Here is a 15,792-nt window from a genome sequence, read left to right as displayed (position 1 = left end):
ACACGCTCCCCTTCCCCACTGCGCCTGATGTCTCCCGTATGACGGTTACTGCCGAAATGTCCACCGATCCTGCTGCTGTTGCCAACGCCATCCCGTTGATCGAGCTCGACCAGGCCAGCGTGATGCGCGGCCAGGTACGCGTACTGCATGCGCTCAGCCTGCGCATCGCGCTGGGGCAGCACACCGCCATCCTCGGCCCCAATGGCTGCGGCAAATCCTCCTTCATCAAACTGATCACCCGCGAGCTGTATCCGCTGGTGCGCGCCGACGGCCAGGCCGCGGTGAAAGTGCTCGGGCAGGTGCGCTGGCAGGTGGATCGCCTGCGCTCGCAGCTGGGTATCGTCACCGGCGACCTCAGCGTCAACCTGGCCGACATGCCGGGGCTGGATGTGGAAAGCGCGGTGCTGTCCGGTTTCTTCGCCAGCTATGTGGTGCCACCGCATCGCGAGATCAGCGACGACATGCGCGCGCGGGCACGGGAGGCCTTGGCCCTGGCGCGTGCGCTGCCGTTGCTGGACCGGCAATTTGCCGAACTGTCGGCCGGCGAGACCCGCCGCGTGCTGATCGCGCGCGCACTGGTCAACCGCCCGCAGGCGCTGCTACTGGATGAGCCGTCCACCGGCCTGGACCTGGTGGCGCGACAGCACCTGCTCGACACAATGCGTCACCTGGCCCGGCAAGGCATCACGCTGATCCTGGTGACCCATCACATCGAGGAAATCGTGCCGGAGATCGCGCGGGTGATCCTGCTGCGTGCCGGCACCGTCGTGGCCGATGGTCCGCGCGATGCGCTGCTCACCGACGCCAGCCTGTCGGACGTGTTCGGTGGCCCGGTGCGGGTGCAGCGCGACGGCGAGCGCTATTGGGCGACGGTGGGCGATTAAGCGCCATCCGCCCGACCGCGCACGCAGCCCGGAGTCTTGCGCAAGCTGCGCGACGACAGCCGGCAGCCACGCGCTCCTTACAGCCCACAACCGCGCCCAACCGCACCTTCCGGGCATGACCTTGGACACGGGACGCCGTCACCGCGGCTGCGCTTAGACTCGGCGCACGCATAGACAGGAGTCGTCCCGATGGCCCAGTGGTATTTCCATGTTCCCGGACAGGCCGATCGCATTGGCCCGCTCGACGATGCCAGCGCCCGCGCGCATGCCCAGCGCCAGCCCGACGCGCTGGCCTGGCGCGACGGACTCGATGGCTGGACGCCGGCCCGCCAGCTGGCCGAGCTGCAGGGCGGCAGCGGCCTGCCGCCGCCGCTGACCGGCGCGGCCGGGCGCGCCGACGAGATCGACTACCGCATCGTCGGCAACGACATGCAGTTCGTCGAGGTCGAGCTGGACCCGGGCGAAAGCGCCATCGCCGAGGCCGGCGCGCTGATGTACAAAGACGCCGCGGTGCAGATGGACACCGTGTTCGGCGACGGCTCGCATGCCGGCCAGAGCGGCGGCGGCGGGCTGATGGGCAAGCTGCTGTCGGCCGGCAAACGCGTGGTCACCGGCGAGAGCATGTTCACCACCGTGTTCACCCATGCCGGCAGCGGCAAGGCCAGGGTCGCATTCGCCGCGCCCTATCCGGGCACGGTGCTGGCGCTGCGCCTGTCCGAGCATGGCGGGCAACTGATCTGCCAGAAGGACAGCTTCCTGGCCGGCGCGCGCGGTGTGTCGCTGGGGATCGCGTTTCAACGCAAGATCCTCACCGGCCTGTTCGGCGGCGAGGGCTTCATCATGCAGAAGCTCGAAGGCGACGGCTGGGTCTTCGTGCATGCCGGCGGCACCGTGGTGGAACGCGAACTCGGCCCCGGCGAACGCATCGATGTGGACACCGGCTGCGTGGTCGCCTACCACGCCGGCGTGGACATGGACGTGCGCCGCGTCGCCGGGCTGAAGAGCATGTTCTTCGGCGGCGAAGGCGTCTTCCTGGCCACCCTCACCGGCCCCGGCAAAGTGTGGCTGCAATCGCTGCCGTTCTCGCGCATGGCCGGCCGCATGCTGCAGGCCGCCCCGCAGGCCGGTGGACAGCAACGCGGCGAGGGCTCGGTGCTGGGCGGCCTGGGAAGGTTGCTGGATGGCGACAACCGATTTTGATGGGGTGACGCGGCAGGCAGGTGTGCGGGCACCCTTCTCCTGCCGGGAGACGGTGGCGCGTCGCGCCGGATGAGGGGACCGGCGAAGCCTGCTGCGATCCCATGTGGCCTCGCTCCTTACCCTCACCCCCCCGCTCCGCGCCCCCGGCCCGTGCAGGTGGCTGCGGTCATCGCCCGAATGAACGGCTCGCCCTTCTTGCCGGGACAAGGCAGTGCAACGCCTGCAAACGATGCCGTTCTGAACAATCTCCACGCACGCCAACCATCAGCGCCACCGTGACGGCACGCGTGTATTCTCCCTCGCCTTTCCCATCGACGTTTTCGCCATGACTGCGCTCCGCCGCCCACGCTCGCTTGCCCTGTTGTCCATGCTCGGTCTGCTCTCGGCCTGCGGTGGCGAGCCGCGCCCGGCAGCACCGGCGCCGGTGGTGCAGGCACCGTCTGCCGGCGCGGTCAAACCGGTGAAGATCGGCGTGGCGCTCGGTGGCGGCGCGGCCAAGGGCTTTGCGCATATCGGCGTGATCAAGATGCTCGAGGCCAACGGCTTTGCGCCGGTCGTGGTGTCGGGCACCAGCGCCGGCAGCGTGGTCGGGGCGCTGTATGCCAGCGGCATGGATGCGTTCCAGATGCAGGAAAAAGCCGTCGCGCTCGACCAGACCAGCATCCGCGATGTGCGGATCTTCTCCGGCGGCCTGGTGCAGGGCCAGAAGCTGCAGGACTACGTCAACGAACAGCTCGGCGGCAAGCCGATCGACAAGTTGCGCAAGCCGTTCGCGGCGGTCGCCACGCGGCTGGAAGACGGCGAACGCACCGTGTTCGTGCGCGGCAATGCCGGCCAGGCGGTGCGCGCATCCAGCAGCATTCCCGGCGTGTTCGAGCCGGTGACCATCGGCCAATACCACTATGTGGACGGCGGCGTGGTCAGCCCGGTGCCGGTGGATGCGGCGCGCCAGCTCGGTGCGGAATTCGTGGTGGCAGTGGATATCTCCAGCAAGGCCAGCGGCAAGAATCCCGGCGATCTGCTCGGCACCGTCAACCAGTCGATCTCGATCATGGGCCAGCGCCTGGGCGAGGCGGAACTCAAGCGTGCCGATGTGGTGATCCGCCCCAAGGTCAACGACATCGGCTCGGCCGATTTCAACCAGCGTGGCGCGGCCATCCTGGAAGGCGAGCGTGCCGCGATGGCGGCGATGCCGCAGATCCGCGCCAAGATCGCGCAGTTGCAGGCGCAGCGCAGCAGTGCCACCCGCACCGCCGCCGAGCAGGCTGCCGCCGCCAAGGCGGAAGCGTATCGGCGCTGCCTGCAAGAGCGCTCGCGCTGGCAGAAATTGCGCGGCAAGGACGAGGCCTGCGTGGCGCCGTGAGGTGGAGGCGGTGCGAGGCGGCGCGCAGCTGATGCGGGTGCCGCGCGAGGTCATGCGGAGCTGAGCAGGCGTGGGGCGCCCGTTTCAAGACGCGCGCTGTTAGAGCCGATGCGTAGGGCGACTGCGTAGTTGATGCCTTGTGTTGATGCACCGAGGGTGTGCCGGACAAGGTCGCGGCCTGGGCGGCGTTCTTTTCGGCTGCGCTGAGATGTGTCGCGGAGGGGGGCGCGGCCTGGGCCGCTCCTACGACGGCGGGGCATTTTTTTCAGGTGCGCTGAGGCGGGATCGGGTCGCGGCCGGGTCCGCTCCTACCAGGGGCGGGTGTATCGGCTATGTCGGCGCGGCCAACACCGCTCCTGTAGGAGCGGCCCTGGCCGCGATGCCTTACCGGTAACGCATCCGCTTCATCGGCAACGCCTCAATAGCGCCAACGCAACGACACGCTGACAAACCGCGGCTCGCCGTAGTTCTGGTAATCCAGGTTGGCCCAGTAGGTCTTGTCGAAGGCGTTGCGTACCGCCAGCGTGGCGGTCCATTGCTCGCTGATGCGGTAGTTGGCGTTGAAATGCACCAGTGCATACGGGTTCTGCACCACGGTCACCGGCGTGGTGGCGCCGGTGCCGTCGCCGGTGGGGCGCTGGATATTGAAGCCGCGCACCGCGCTCTGCCAGCTGACGCCGCCGCCGATGCTCAGGCGCTCCCAGGCGCCGGGCAGGCGCAGCTGCGTGGACAGCTGCAGGTAATCCTCGGGCAGGTTGGCGTAGATCGCATCGGTGGGCGGGCGCGTCACCTTGACGTGGGTAAAGCCGGCATTGACGGTCCAGCCGGGCAGGAGTTCGCCGTTGAAATCCATTTCCCAGCCCCGGCTCTTGGTGCCGTTGATACCGATGTAGGCCGAATTGCCGTCCGGCAGCGAGGATTCCGGCTGGGTCATGTCGCGCACGGCGAAGTTGTCCTGCTTGGCCTCGAACACGGCGGCGGTGGCCATCGCACGGCCGTCGAACAACTGCGCCTTGATGCCGGCTTCCAGGTTGGAACCTTCCACCGGGGCGAGCAGGTTGTTGTCCTTGTCGCGGTAATTCTGCGGGTTGAAGATCTCGGTATAGCTGGCGTAGAGCGACACATCCGGCACGATGTCGTAGACCAGTCCCACATAAGGGGTGACTTCGTCGCTCACCTCGTACCGGCCGCTGGTGCCGGTGTAGGCGCCGCTGGCATTGAAGGCCTGGGTACGGGTTTCCCAGGAGCTCAGGCGTGCACCGGCGATCAGCGACAGCGGGTCGGCCAGACGCAACCGGGTGGAGGCGTAAACACCACGCTGCGTGGTGCGCGCTTCGTTGCGACGGCCGTTGCGCGCATAGGTCACTTCGGAAATATCGCCATCCCAGTTGCGGATGTCGGGGATGAAATAGCAACGTTCGCTGCCGCAGGTGGCCCAGTCATCGGGATAGGTCTGCGCGACGCCGTAGGAGGTCGACTGCAGATCCTGCCAGCTGCCGCCGACCACCACATCATGCTGGCGGCCGAACAACGAGAAACCGCCGGACAGGTACACGTCCACGCCATCGCGCGCGTCGCTGGTTTCGCCGGCTCCGGTGCGCAGAAAGATGCCGCTGCCATCGGCGGCCGGATAACCGGTGCCGTAGACGCGCAGGCTCTGCACATCGCCCTTGGTGTGCGCGTAGTTGACGCGCAGCAACCAGTCCTCGCCGAAGCGTTGTTCCAGGTTGGCGAAGGCGGTGCTGGTCTCGCGTTGCCAGCGGCTCCATTTGGGCGCCATGTTGGTCGAGCGCGGCAGGTTGGCCGGCGAGCCATCGGCGGCGAAGAACGGCACCGTGCCCCAGGTCGAGCCGATCGGGCTATTGTCCTGGCGCTGATAGCCGACGGTGAGCGTGGTGCTGTCGGTCAGGTCGCCTTCCAGCACCGCCATGCCCGACATCTTGTTGTCGTGGTAACGGTCGTAGTAGTAATCGCGATCCTGCCAGGCCGCGACCACCCGGCTGCGCCAGCGCCCGTCTTCGGTCAGCGGCGCATTGACGTCGGCCTGCATGCGGCGGAAATCCCAGGTGCCGGCACTGACTGCGAACGAGGCATCGAAGTCCTTGCCCGGGCGCTTGCGCAGCAGGTTGACCGTGGCCGAGGGAATGCCGGCGCCGGTGAGCAGGCCGTTGGCGCCGCGGATCACCTCGATGCGGTCGTAGAAGACCGTGTCGTATTCCTGGTTGGTCGCACCGCTGTAGGTGGGCAGGCCATCGACCTGGAAGTCGGTGATCTGGAAGCCGCGCGCGAAATACAGCGGGCGCTGGGTGTCGTAGAACGACACGTTGACGCCGGTGACGTTGCGCATCACATCGTCGATGCTGAACAGCGATTGCTCTTCCAGCCGCTGCAGCCCGATCACGCTCACCGATTGCGGCGTTTCCTGCAGGGTCAGCGGCAGGCGTGTGGTGGTGGCCGGCTGCGCGCGGCTCACCGCGCCGTTGACGTTGACCTGGTCCAGCGTCTTGGCGTTGCTTGCATCGGCGGCGGCATTGTCGGCACGGGCAGCGCAGGGCGTCAGCGCCAACGCGCATAGCAAGGCAGCGGACAACGTGGCCAGGGGGGCGGAAATCGCGGGCATTGGAGGGTTCTCGTCGATCGGTGCGGGACGCGCGGCGTCACCGGGAAAAAAACGCAGGCATGCGCGGCGCGTCCCACTCGGGCGACGAGCTGGCTGGCCCTGCCGGGCTGGCGGATCGACGAGAAGACATGCCGGGCGCAGCCGGGTGTTACGCAAATGTAAATCGTTATCGTTTGAGAGGCAAGTCACAGTGCACGCGTGCCTGCCTCACAGCCCGCCGGATCAGCCCAGATGCGAGAGCGGCAAGCCTTCCGGCGCTTTCACGGTACGCAGCACGAAGCTGGAATTGACGTCGGACACGCCGGTCGCATTGAGCAGGCGGTCGAGCAGGAAGCGCGAGAAATGCTCCAGGTCGCGCACCTGCACCTGCAGCAGGTAATCCATGTCGCCGGTGAGCGCCCAGCAGGCCACCACCTCGTCCCAGCCGCGCACGCCCTCGGCAAAATGTTCGATATCGGCCTGGCCGTGCTGCTCCAGCTGCACCCGCACGAAGGCCTGCAGCCCCAGCCCCAGCGCCTTGGCATCCAGGCGCGCGCCGTAGCCGGCGATGATGCCGGCCGCCTCCAGCCGCTGGGTGCGGCGCAGGCAGGCCGAGGCCGACAGATTGACCTGCACCGCCAGCTCCGCATTGCTGCTGCGGCCCTGCGTCTGCAGCAGGGCGAGCAGGCGCAGATCGGTGCGGTCCAGGGCGATTGGCTGGTCCATATGTTGCGCAGCAGCAGAAGATGACGCACGAATCTTGCGCCCTGACGCATCAGACACGCAAGATTCGCAATCCCGTTGCGCGACCATCCGGCTAAGGTGAGCGCTGATCATCGGGAACCGCCGCCGCATGAACATCGCACCGCAACGCGTCGAGAATCAGCTCACCGACAAGGGCTATGTGCCGGTCTACACCACCGCCGTGGTCGAGCAGCCGTGGGATGGCTACAGTGCCGACGACCATGCCACCTGGGGCACCCTGTATCGCCGCCAGCGCGCGCTGCTGGTCGACCGCGCCTGCGACGAGTTCCTGCAGGCGCAGGATGCGATGGGCATGGGCGAGACCCACATTCCGCGTTTCGATGCGCTCAATGCGGTGCTACAGGCGGCCACTGGCTGGACCCTGGTCGGCGTGCAGGGCCTGCTGCCGGAGCTGGATTTCTTCGAGCATCTGGCCAACAAGCGCTTCCCGGTGACGTGGTGGATCCGCCGCCCCGATCAGATCGACTACATCGCCGAACCGGACCTGTTCCATGACCTGTTCGGGCACGTGCCGCTGCTGATGAATCCGCTGTTTGCCGACTTCATGCAGGCCTATGGCCGTGGCGGGGTCAAGGCGCACGGCATCGGCGCGGACGCGCTGCAGAACCTCACCCGCCTGTACTGGTACACGGTGGAATTCGGCCTGATCGCCACGCCGCAGGGGCTGCGCATCTTTGGTGCCGGCATCGTGTCGTCGAAGGGCGAATCGCTGCACTCGCTGGAATCGCCGGCGCCCAACCGGATCGGCTTCGACCTGCAACGCATCATGCGCACGCGCTACCGCATCGACAGCTTCCAGAAGACCTACTTCGTCATCGACAGCTTTGCGCAGTTGATGAGCGCCACCGCGCCGGATTTCACCCCGATCTATGCCGATCTTGCGCAGCAGGCGCAGGTGCCGGCCGGCGAGGTGCTGGACACGGATCGGGTCATCCAGCGCGGCAGCGGCGAGGGCTGGAGTACAGACGGCGACGTGTGAGGCTGCACCGACTCGACACCATCGCCGACGCAGACTATGGTCAAACCTCCCCATACCGCCTTCGCTCAATGGACCTGACGCAGCTTCGCATCCGGCGCTTGGAGCTGGACGACACCCGCCTGCTGTTCACCCTGGCCAACGGCATCCGTATCGACGAGCCGATCAAGGCGCAGCGGCTGTTGTTGAAGGCAACGCCGCCGCAACGCGCGCAATGGCAGCTCACCGACGACGGCTTCGGGGTGAACTGGCCGGCGGTGGCGCCGCCCACGGATGAGGGGCTGCTCAACATGCCCGAGTTGCTGTGGCGCCGACGCAGCGCACGCGCGCAAACCAAACTGACCGCGCTGCGCGGACGCATGGATGCCCTGTCGCCGGGCGAGCGCGAGCTGGTGGCATTGGCGCGGCTGGATGCGGACATGAGCGAGAGCGGCTATGCACGCTACTTCGACCGCTGGGACGCCGCCACCCGGCGTGACGCATTGCAGGGACTGGGCGCGATGGGCGCGGTGCAGGCGCGCCAGGCGATCGAAGGCCTGGGCACGGTATTCGAACGCCTGGAAGAAGACCCCAACCTGCTCAGCATCGAAGACATTCTCGACGCGATGAGCGAGACCGATCGCCAGCGCGTGGATGGCTGGGAAGAGGTCTACTACCGCCGCTCCGGCGAACTGGCCCGGCTGGGCCTGATCCACTACGGGGTCGACAAGGCGTAAGCACGCGTGCAATGACGCGCATGGCTCACAGCCGGCATTGCGCATCGTCCACACCCGCAACGCGCTACCGACGCACCGGGCCTATCTCAGCCTGCCGGCTTGGCGAGATAGGCCAATAGCAGCACCAATGGCTCATCGCCGGTCTGCTGCAAGGCATGGGTGCTGCCCGGGCGCGTCAACAACGCATCGCCGGCAGTGACCTGGTACTGCTTGCCGTCCAGCGCGTACAGCCCGCGCCCGCTGACGATGTAATAGATCTCGTCCTTGTCGTGCAGATGCAGGCCAATGCCGGCGCCCTTGTGCAGCACGCGCTTGCGCAGCACGAACGGCAACTGCGGTGCGTCGACGAAGAACGGATACGCCGTGGTCGGCCCGGCGCCGCCGTGCGGGCCGGGTTGCGGGCGTGCGAGATCGCGTTCGTGCACCACCAGCGAGGGATGCGCCTGCGCCGCGCGTTGGATGGCGGTGTCGGGAGCGGCGCCGCAATCGGCATCGCGGCGCAACTGTGGCGTGAGAGCGGGTTGCAACTGCACCCAGCCATGCACGACCAGGCACGCCACGGCGGTGGCGCCGGCGCGGCTGAAGTGGGTGCCGTCGGCTTTGCCTTGTTCGGGAACGAACAGGAAGTACGGCCTGGCCGCCTGTTCGCCGAGGGCGCGGATCCAGTCGCTGGAACTGGCGTTGAGATCGATCAGGCCCACGTGTTCCTGCGCAGCGAGTTGCTGCATGGCCAGGGTGTAGCGGCCGTGGGTGTCGAGCAGCGCGCCGAAATCGTAGAGCAGACGGGCGGCGGGCGTGATCAGGATCGGCGTGGCGCCCTTGTCGCGCGCGGTGGCGATATAGCGGCGCAGGAACTGCTGATAGTCGCCCTGCGGGTCGGTGTAGCGGGTTGGATCTTCGTGTTTGGCGTCGTTGTGGCCGAACTGGATCAACAGCACGTCGCCGGCACGGAGGTCCTTGGCAATGGCGTCCAGGCGCCCTTCGGCGATGAAACTACGGGTGCTGCGGCCGCCCTTGGCGTGATTGCACACCTGCCATTGCGCCGGGTCGAACCACTCCTGCAGCATCTGGCCCCAGCCGGCCTGCGGCGCACGCTCGGCACCGTATTCGGCGGCGGTGGAATCGCCGGCGATGAAGATGCGGTGTGGATCGGCACGGGCGATATTTGCGCAGAGCAGCAGCAATGCGAACAGCAGCAGACGCATGGTGGGCTCCGGGAACAATGCCAAGGACGCGACGCTGTTCCTTCTCCCATCGGGAGAAGGTGCCCGAAGGGCGGATGAGGGTGCGGCGGCACAGGAAACGTTGGACGGCCGTACTGTCGTCTCAAGCCTTTCAAGCCTCCCCTTTCAGGGCAGCTGTCTTCCGCCGCGGCCTCACTCCCCCGCTCCGCGCCCCGGCCCGCGCCGGCAGCGCGGGCTCCAAGGCACGCGCGCCAGTGGCGCGCGAACAGTGCCCTCTCACCCCGCGGGAGGAGGGCTTTAGGCCGTTATGCTGCTGCGGCGGCGGCTTCGGGCTTGCCCAGCACGCCGGCGACGAAGTTGCGGATCTCGGCGTCCTGCGCGTTATCGAAGAAGCACTGCTGGAAACGCTCGCCGCCCACGGCCTGCTTGATCAGCTCCGGGTCGATGGCGCGCAGGCCGTCGAGGTAGGACTTGGCAGTGGCCTGCTTGACCTGGGTCAGGATGCCGGCATTGGCGGCCTGCGATTCGCGACGCTCGGCCGGGTAGCCCATGCCGCGCTCGCCGCTGAAGGCCTTTTCAAAGATGTAGCGCACGTTGATTTCCGCGCCCCAGCCGTAGCCCTTGGCAAATGCCAGCGACAGCGCGTTGCCGTTGTTGACCTGGGCGAACAGGTAGGCGTCGGTCGGCTCGATGCAATAGCCGCAGAACACGCCCGGATGCGCATTGAGCGACATCATCGCGCCCTGGCCGGTGCCGCAGCCGGCGACGACGAAGTCCACGGCCTTGGAGTTCAGCAGCAGGCTGGCGACGATGCCCAGGTGGATGTAGGTCAGGCGGTGGTCGTTGTCGCCGTCCATGCCGACGTTGAAGACGCTGTGGCCCTGCTCGCCGGCCACGTCGTTGAGCTGCTGCAGGATCACCGGGTTCTTGCCGGCCTGACTGAACTCATTCATGAGTGCGATTTTCATGGGGATGCTCCGATTGGTTTGGGGAGGTTGTGTCGACTGTGGAGTTGGTTGGTGTGCGCGCCTGGATGCGGTCTTGCTTCGCTTTCAGGTGCCTTGTCGGTGAGCGATCAGGTTCTGAAGAACTTGTCGGAGCTGCGGTACGCGTCTGGTCGTGTACGTGCACCCCGACCCTCATCCGCCCTTCGGGCCCCTCCTCCCGGAGGGAGAAGGGAACGGGTGGGGTTTGACTCAGCGTGCCAGCCAGCCGCCGTCGACCGGGATGATGGCGCCGTTGACGTAGTCCGAGGCGCTGCTGGCCAGGAACACCGCGGTGCCGCCGAGGTCGGCCGGCACGCCCCAGCGCGCGGCCGGGATGCGGTCCAGGATGGCCTTGTTGCGGTCCTGGTCGGCACGCAGCTGGGCAGTGTTGTCGGTGGCCATGTAGCCGGGCGCGATGGCATTGGTGGTCACGCCCTTGCTGGCCCACTCGTTGGCCAGCAGGCGGGTGATGCCGGCGATGCCGGACTTGCTGGCGGTGTAGGACGGCACGCGGATGCCGCCCTGGAACGACAGCATCGAGGCGATGTTGATGATCTTGCCGCTGCCCTGGGCGATGAAGTGGCGGCCGGCGGCCTGCGCCATGAAGAAGGCCGATTTCAGATTGACGTTCATCACGTCGTCCCAATCCTGCTCGCTGAAATCCACCGCGTCGGTGCGGCGGATCAGGCCGGCGTTGTTGACCAGGATGTCCAGGCGACCCAGGCCGTCCAGCGTTTCCTTGAGGATGCGCTCGACCGGTTCGACGCTGATCAGGTTGGCCTGGATGGCGACGAAGCGGCGGCCCAGTCCCTTGACCAGTTCCTCGGTCTCGGTCGGCGCCTGGATGCCGGCGGCGGCGATGTCGGCGCCGGCCTGCGCCAGTGCCAGCGCGATGCCCTGGCCCAAGCCCGTGTTGGCACCGGTGACCAGTGCGACCTTGCCTTCGAGACTGAACGGATTGCTCATTACCTTATCGCTCCTGCTGGGTGTGCCACGTTGGATGAGTGCGTGCGTCCGCGCGATGCGCGGCCGCTGGCATGGGGTGGAACTGGCGCGTTGATGGCGCTAGCGCATCGACGCGGTGAGTGCAGTGCTGCCCGGCACGCATGGCCTTACTTGAGCTGGCAGATGTCCAGCACGTGCATGTCGGTGTAATCCAGGTTTTCGCCGCCCATCGCCCAGATGAAGGCGTAATTGCTGGTACCGGCGCCCATGTGGATGGACCACGGCGGCGACACCACCGCTTCGTTGTTCTGGATCACGATGTGGCGCTGCGCGTCCGGCTCGCCCATGAAGTGATAGACGCGGTCGTTGGCGCCGAGATCGAAGTAGAAATACACCTCGCTGCGGCGGTCGTGCAGATGCGGCGGCATGGTGTTCCAGACGCTGCCCGGCTTGAGCACGGTCAGGCCCAGCAACAGCTGCGAGGACTGGCAGGTGCTCGGCACGATGTACTGGTAGATGGTGCGCTCGTTGCTGGTTTCCAGCGCGCCGCGCTCCAGCGCCACGGCATCCTTGATCGACAGTTGCTTGGTCTCGAAACGCGCATGCGCCGGTGTCGAGGCCAGATAGAACCTGGCCGGGTTGGCGGCATCGTCAGAAGCGAAGCTGACATCGGTGCTGCCCATCGCCACGTACAGGCCGTCCTTCGGCCCGAGCGTGTAGACGGTGCCGTCCACGGTCACGCTGCCGGTGCCGGCGCCGACATTGAGGATGCCCAGCTCGCGGCGCTCCAGGAACGGATGGCCGGCGGCAGACGCCGGTTCGGTCTGCCTGGGCAGTTCCAGCGTGGTGCCGAGCGGTGCTGCGCCACCGAGCACGAAGCGCTCGTAGTGGGTGTATTTGAGCGTGACCGCATCGTCGACGAACAGGCCATCGAGCAGATAGAGCTCGCGCAGGTCGTCGTTGCTGGCGCCCTTGATGGCGTCGGGATGGGTGGCGTAGTGGGTCTTGCAGTACAGGGACATGCGCGATCTCCGGTGCCAAGCGCGGGGGGATTGGCTTGCACCAGGCCATTCTAGCGGCTCTGGTTAACCGGTGTCATTGCGCAGTGCACGATAGCCGCATGGCGGCGTGGGAATTTCTTCTCCCTTCGGGAGAACGTGACGCGCAGCGCCGGATGAGGGGGGCGAGGCTGCGCGCGCCCGCTAGTGGGAGGGGCTTGACGCGCTCAATCTTCCGGCGGTTGGCAGGAGTCGCGCACGATCAGGTGCGGGCGCACGCTGGCGGTGGGCAGTTGCGGGGCGTTGTCGGGCTGGATCAGCATGGCTGCGGCGGTGCGGCCGGTGTCGCGGGTGTGGCGGCGCACCGAGGTCAGCGGTGGCCACAGGCGCGAGGCCAGCGAGCTGTCGTCGTAGCCGATCACCGACAGCTGGCGCGGGATGCTGATGCCGGCGCGCAGCGCGACCTTGTAGATACCGGCGGCCATTTCGTCGTTACCGGTGAAGATGGCGGTGGGGCGCTTCTTGCCCAGCAGCAGCTTTTCGGCCGCGGCCACGCCCGATTCGAAGGTATAGCCGGCTTCGACGATGCGCTCGGGCGGCAGTTCGATGCCGCGCCGGGTCAGCGCGTCGGCAAAGCCGGAGGTGCGCTCGATCGAGGAACGGTAGGCGCTGGGGCCGGTGACCAGGGCGATGTCGCGGTGGCCGAGCGAGAGCAGGTAATCGGCGGCCTCGGCGGCGCCGTCGCGGTCGTGGGTGATCACCGTCTGCGAGGTGGTGTCCAGCGCCACCGAGGCGATGCGGGTGTAGCGGCAGCCGATCTCGGCCAGCATGTCGGCCAGCGCCTGGTCCTCGGAGGCGCGCGGCACCAGGATCACGCCATGCAGCTTCTGCGCCTGGGCGAAGCGGCGCACGCCTTCGATGTAGCCGGGGCTGCGGCTGTCGCAGGGGTGCACCACCAGCTCGAAGCTGGAGCCGCGCAGCGCGTCCAGCGCGCCGTACTGCATGTCCACGATGTACTGCGCGGTGGGGTTGTCGTAGACCATGCCGATCAGGAACGAGCGCCGGAACGCCAGCCCGCGCGCCAGCGGGTCGGGCGCGTAGCCGACCTCGCGCATCAGCGCCTCGACCTTCTCGCGGGTGTCCTGCCGCACCAGCGGCGAGTTGTTGATGATCCGCGACACGGTCTTCTTGGACACGCCCGACATCCGCGCGATGTCGTTGATCGTGGCTACCTTGCCCTTCGGCAGGCCGGGCATTCCCTCTTCAGGCATCTTGCGGGCGGGCATAGCGGTCAACCAGTGAAGTTGATTGGATTCTACCGGCCAGACGGCCGGCAGACCTGAGCGAAGCCTGCCGCCACCCCGGACCCGCCGTGCAGGACACGCCGCAGCCGGCAGTGCCGCGGCATGCCCGGCGATGCAGAACGGTCAGTCCAGGGCGCGGTAGCGGAAGTTGCGGAACTCCACCTGGCCCTGCCCGGCGGCATACAGCGCCGGCTTCAAGGCCAGGAACTTGCCGGCCACGTTGTGGTGGTAGCCGGACACTTCCATCTGCACCGGGTACTTGGTCCAGGTGGTGCCGTCGGTGCTGCTGTGGATGGTGACGATGTGGCGGTTGTTGGTGACCCGCAGCCACAAGGTGCCACCGGTCGCACTGGGGGCCAGCGTGCCGGGGCGTTCCTCGCCGTAGCGGTGCATGACGAAGTTCTCGCCATTGCTGCCCACGCCGGCATAGAGCTTGTCGCTGTAGAACAGCAGCGCCCCGCCCTGCCCGCCCGGCGCCACGGTCATCTGCACCTCGAACTGGTAGGCCTGGTCGGTGGCGATCACCGTCAGCGGCGAGGCGTTGCGCGGGGCGCTGCCCTTGCCCTGCAGGCGCAACACGCCATCGCCGACCTGCAGCCGCTTGGCCTCGTCGGCGGCCGGGTTGAAGAACGCCCACTGCGGGCCCAGCGTGCTGGCGCGGAAGTCGTCCGACAGCGCCAGCCCGTGCGGCAAGGCCTGCCCGCTGGGCTTTTTCAGCGGCGTGCCCAGGTCGCCGCCCTTGGCGACGAACCAGCCGTCCGGGGTCCACTCGATCGGGTCCAGCAAGGCCTGCCGGCCCAGCGTCCAGTAGCCGTGTTCGTAGCCGTGGTAGAGCATCCACCAGCGCTGGTCGGTGCCTTCCACCAGCGTGGCGTGGCCGCGCGACCACCACGGCTCGTCAGCGCTCCTGGTGCGGGTGATCGGGTTGTTGGGCGCGTTCTGCCAGGGGCCGTGGATCGAGCGCGAACGCGCGGTGATCACCATGTGCCCGGTCGGCGGGCCGGCGGTGCCGCCGACGGCGGTGGTCATGTAGTACCAGCCATTGTGGCGGGTGATCTTGGGGCCTTCCTGGGCGTAGCCTTCCACGTCCCAGCTTTCCGGGTATTTCCAGCCGTCGTAGACGTGCTTGGGCGTGCCGACCACTTTCAGGCCGTCGTCTGACAGTTGCACGTAATCGCCGCCGCTCAGGAACAGATAGCGCTTGCCGTCCTCGCCCACCGCGTGGCCGGGGTCGATGTACTTGCCCAGGCCGATGTCGATCGGCGCGCTCCACGGACCCTTGATGTCGTCGGCCCAGACCACGAAGTTGCTGCGCTCGCCCTGGTCGCCACGGCGCGCCGGGAAGTAGATGTAGTAGCGCTTGCCGTGCTTGATCAGGTCAGGCGCCCAGATCGCGCCGACGTTCTGGGTGATGGCGTGGCCCAGCGGCTGCCAGTTGACCAGATCGCGCGAGTGCCAGATCGGCAGGCCCGGGTAGGCGTCGAACGAGGACAGCGTGAGGTAGTAGTCCTGTCCGTCCTTGAGCACCGACGGGTCGGGGTGATCGCCGGCCAGCACCGGGTTGAGGAAGGTGCCGTCGCCCTGGTCGGCGATGCGCTGGTGTTCGATGCCGCGCTTCCAGTCGGCCGCGGCAGCGAGCCCGGCACACAGCAGCAGGCCGCCGGCCAGCAGCCAACGCAAACGGGTTGAAGCGATACGCACACGCATGCTTGCTCCTAGTCCCCGCACGGCGGGGCGATACGGCGGCCAGCGCCTGGAGCGTCGGCCGCCTGGATGAAGGCGGAACTACCTGCCAGCAACGACGCCGGGCAGCGCGCCGGTAACGTCGCCAGGCGTTTGTCGGGCAAGGCGCGGCGTGCGGACATCGCAAGT

General features: G+C 67.4%; 13 protein-coding genes. 5 read left to right on the top strand and 8 right to left on the bottom strand.

What is annotated here, in order from left to right; genetic code table 11:
* Positions 1-38: 38 nt before the first annotated feature.
* The 3 genes from AC06DU_RS00930 to AC06DU_RS00920 all read left to right on the top strand — a co-directional run bounded on the left by AC06DU_RS00930 (position 39) and on the right by AC06DU_RS00920 (position 3,447).
* On the top strand, positions 39-884 hold the full coding sequence (locus tag AC06DU_RS00930) for an ABC transporter ATP-binding protein (RefSeq protein ID WP_184609766.1): 846 nt from the start codon (positions 39-41) through the stop codon (positions 882-884).
* A gap of 189 nt (positions 885-1,073) precedes the next feature.
* Positions 1,074-2,084 carry a TIGR00266 family protein gene (locus tag AC06DU_RS00925; RefSeq protein ID WP_016901220.1) on the top strand — a complete coding sequence of 337 codons (1,011 nt, stop codon included), beginning with the start codon at positions 1,074-1,076 and terminating at the stop codon, positions 2,082-2,084.
* Between the two features lie 325 nt (positions 2,085-2,409).
* Positions 2,410-3,447, top strand: coding sequence for a patatin-like phospholipase family protein (locus AC06DU_RS00920; protein ID WP_016901221.1), 1,038 nt, complete (start codon positions 2,410-2,412; stop codon positions 3,445-3,447).
* Between the two features lie 418 nt (positions 3,448-3,865).
* Here the strand turns inward: AC06DU_RS00920 and AC06DU_RS00915 are convergent, their stop codons facing one another.
* Both AC06DU_RS00915 and AC06DU_RS00910 read right to left on the bottom strand, forming a co-directional pair.
* Positions 3,866-6,067, bottom strand: coding sequence for a TonB-dependent siderophore receptor (locus AC06DU_RS00915; RefSeq protein ID WP_478203276.1), 2,202 nt, complete (start codon positions 6,065-6,067; stop codon positions 3,866-3,868).
* A gap of 222 nt (positions 6,068-6,289) precedes the next feature.
* On the bottom strand, positions 6,290-6,772 hold the full coding sequence (locus AC06DU_RS00910) for an Lrp/AsnC family transcriptional regulator (protein WP_039814299.1): 483 nt from the start codon (positions 6,770-6,772) through the stop codon (positions 6,290-6,292).
* Positions 6,773-6,899: 127 nt separating this feature from the next.
* Between AC06DU_RS00910 and phhA the strand changes: the two genes are divergently transcribed.
* Both phhA and AC06DU_RS00900 read left to right on the top strand, forming a co-directional pair.
* Positions 6,900-7,790, top strand: a complete 891-nt coding sequence (gene phhA, locus AC06DU_RS00905) for a phenylalanine 4-monooxygenase (protein ID WP_024939508.1) — start codon at positions 6,900-6,902, stop codon at positions 7,788-7,790.
* A 68-nt stretch (positions 7,791-7,858) separates the two neighbouring features.
* Positions 7,859-8,503 carry a DMP19 family protein gene (locus AC06DU_RS00900; protein ID WP_104576576.1) on the top strand — a complete coding sequence of 215 codons (645 nt, stop codon included), beginning with the start codon at positions 7,859-7,861 and terminating at the stop codon, positions 8,501-8,503.
* An 86-nt stretch (positions 8,504-8,589) separates the two neighbouring features.
* On the opposite strand, the gene AC06DU_RS00895 is transcribed toward AC06DU_RS00900, so the two are convergent.
* The 6 genes from AC06DU_RS00895 to AC06DU_RS00870 all read right to left on the bottom strand — a co-directional run bounded on the left by AC06DU_RS00895 (position 8,590) and on the right by AC06DU_RS00870 (position 15,627).
* Positions 8,590-9,708, bottom strand: a complete 1,119-nt coding sequence (locus AC06DU_RS00895) for a GDSL-type esterase/lipase family protein (protein WP_478203274.1) — start codon at positions 9,706-9,708, stop codon at positions 8,590-8,592.
* A 284-nt stretch (positions 9,709-9,992) separates the two neighbouring features.
* Positions 9,993-10,655: an RpiB/LacA/LacB family sugar-phosphate isomerase gene (locus tag AC06DU_RS00890; protein WP_054592012.1), complete on the bottom strand. Its 663-nt coding sequence runs from the start codon at positions 10,653-10,655 to the stop codon at positions 9,993-9,995.
* 228 nt (positions 10,656-10,883) lie between these two features.
* On the bottom strand, positions 10,884-11,639 hold the full coding sequence (kduD, locus tag AC06DU_RS00885) for a 2-dehydro-3-deoxy-D-gluconate 5-dehydrogenase KduD (protein ID WP_016901228.1): 756 nt from the start codon (positions 11,637-11,639) through the stop codon (positions 10,884-10,886).
* A gap of 146 nt (positions 11,640-11,785) precedes the next feature.
* A complete protein-coding gene (gene kduI / locus AC06DU_RS00880; RefSeq protein ID WP_102255330.1) occupies positions 11,786-12,640 on the bottom strand; it encodes a 5-dehydro-4-deoxy-D-glucuronate isomerase in 855 nt (284 codons plus the stop codon).
* A 203-nt stretch (positions 12,641-12,843) separates the two neighbouring features.
* Entirely contained in the window at positions 12,844-13,902 is a 1,059-nt protein-coding gene (locus tag AC06DU_RS00875) for a LacI family DNA-binding transcriptional regulator (protein ID WP_024939515.1), read from the bottom strand.
* Between the two features lie 141 nt (positions 13,903-14,043).
* A complete protein-coding gene (locus tag AC06DU_RS00870) occupies positions 14,044-15,627 on the bottom strand; it encodes a family 43 glycosylhydrolase (RefSeq protein WP_053051811.1) in 1,584 nt (527 codons plus the stop codon).
* Between the last annotated feature and the right edge of the window lie 165 nt (positions 15,628-15,792).

The sequence above is a fragment of the Xanthomonas sp. NCPPB 3200 genome, from assembly GCF_056393585.1.
The sequence above is the reverse complement of the archived record's forward strand: the minus strand, read 5'-3'. Positions and strand labels throughout refer to the sequence as shown.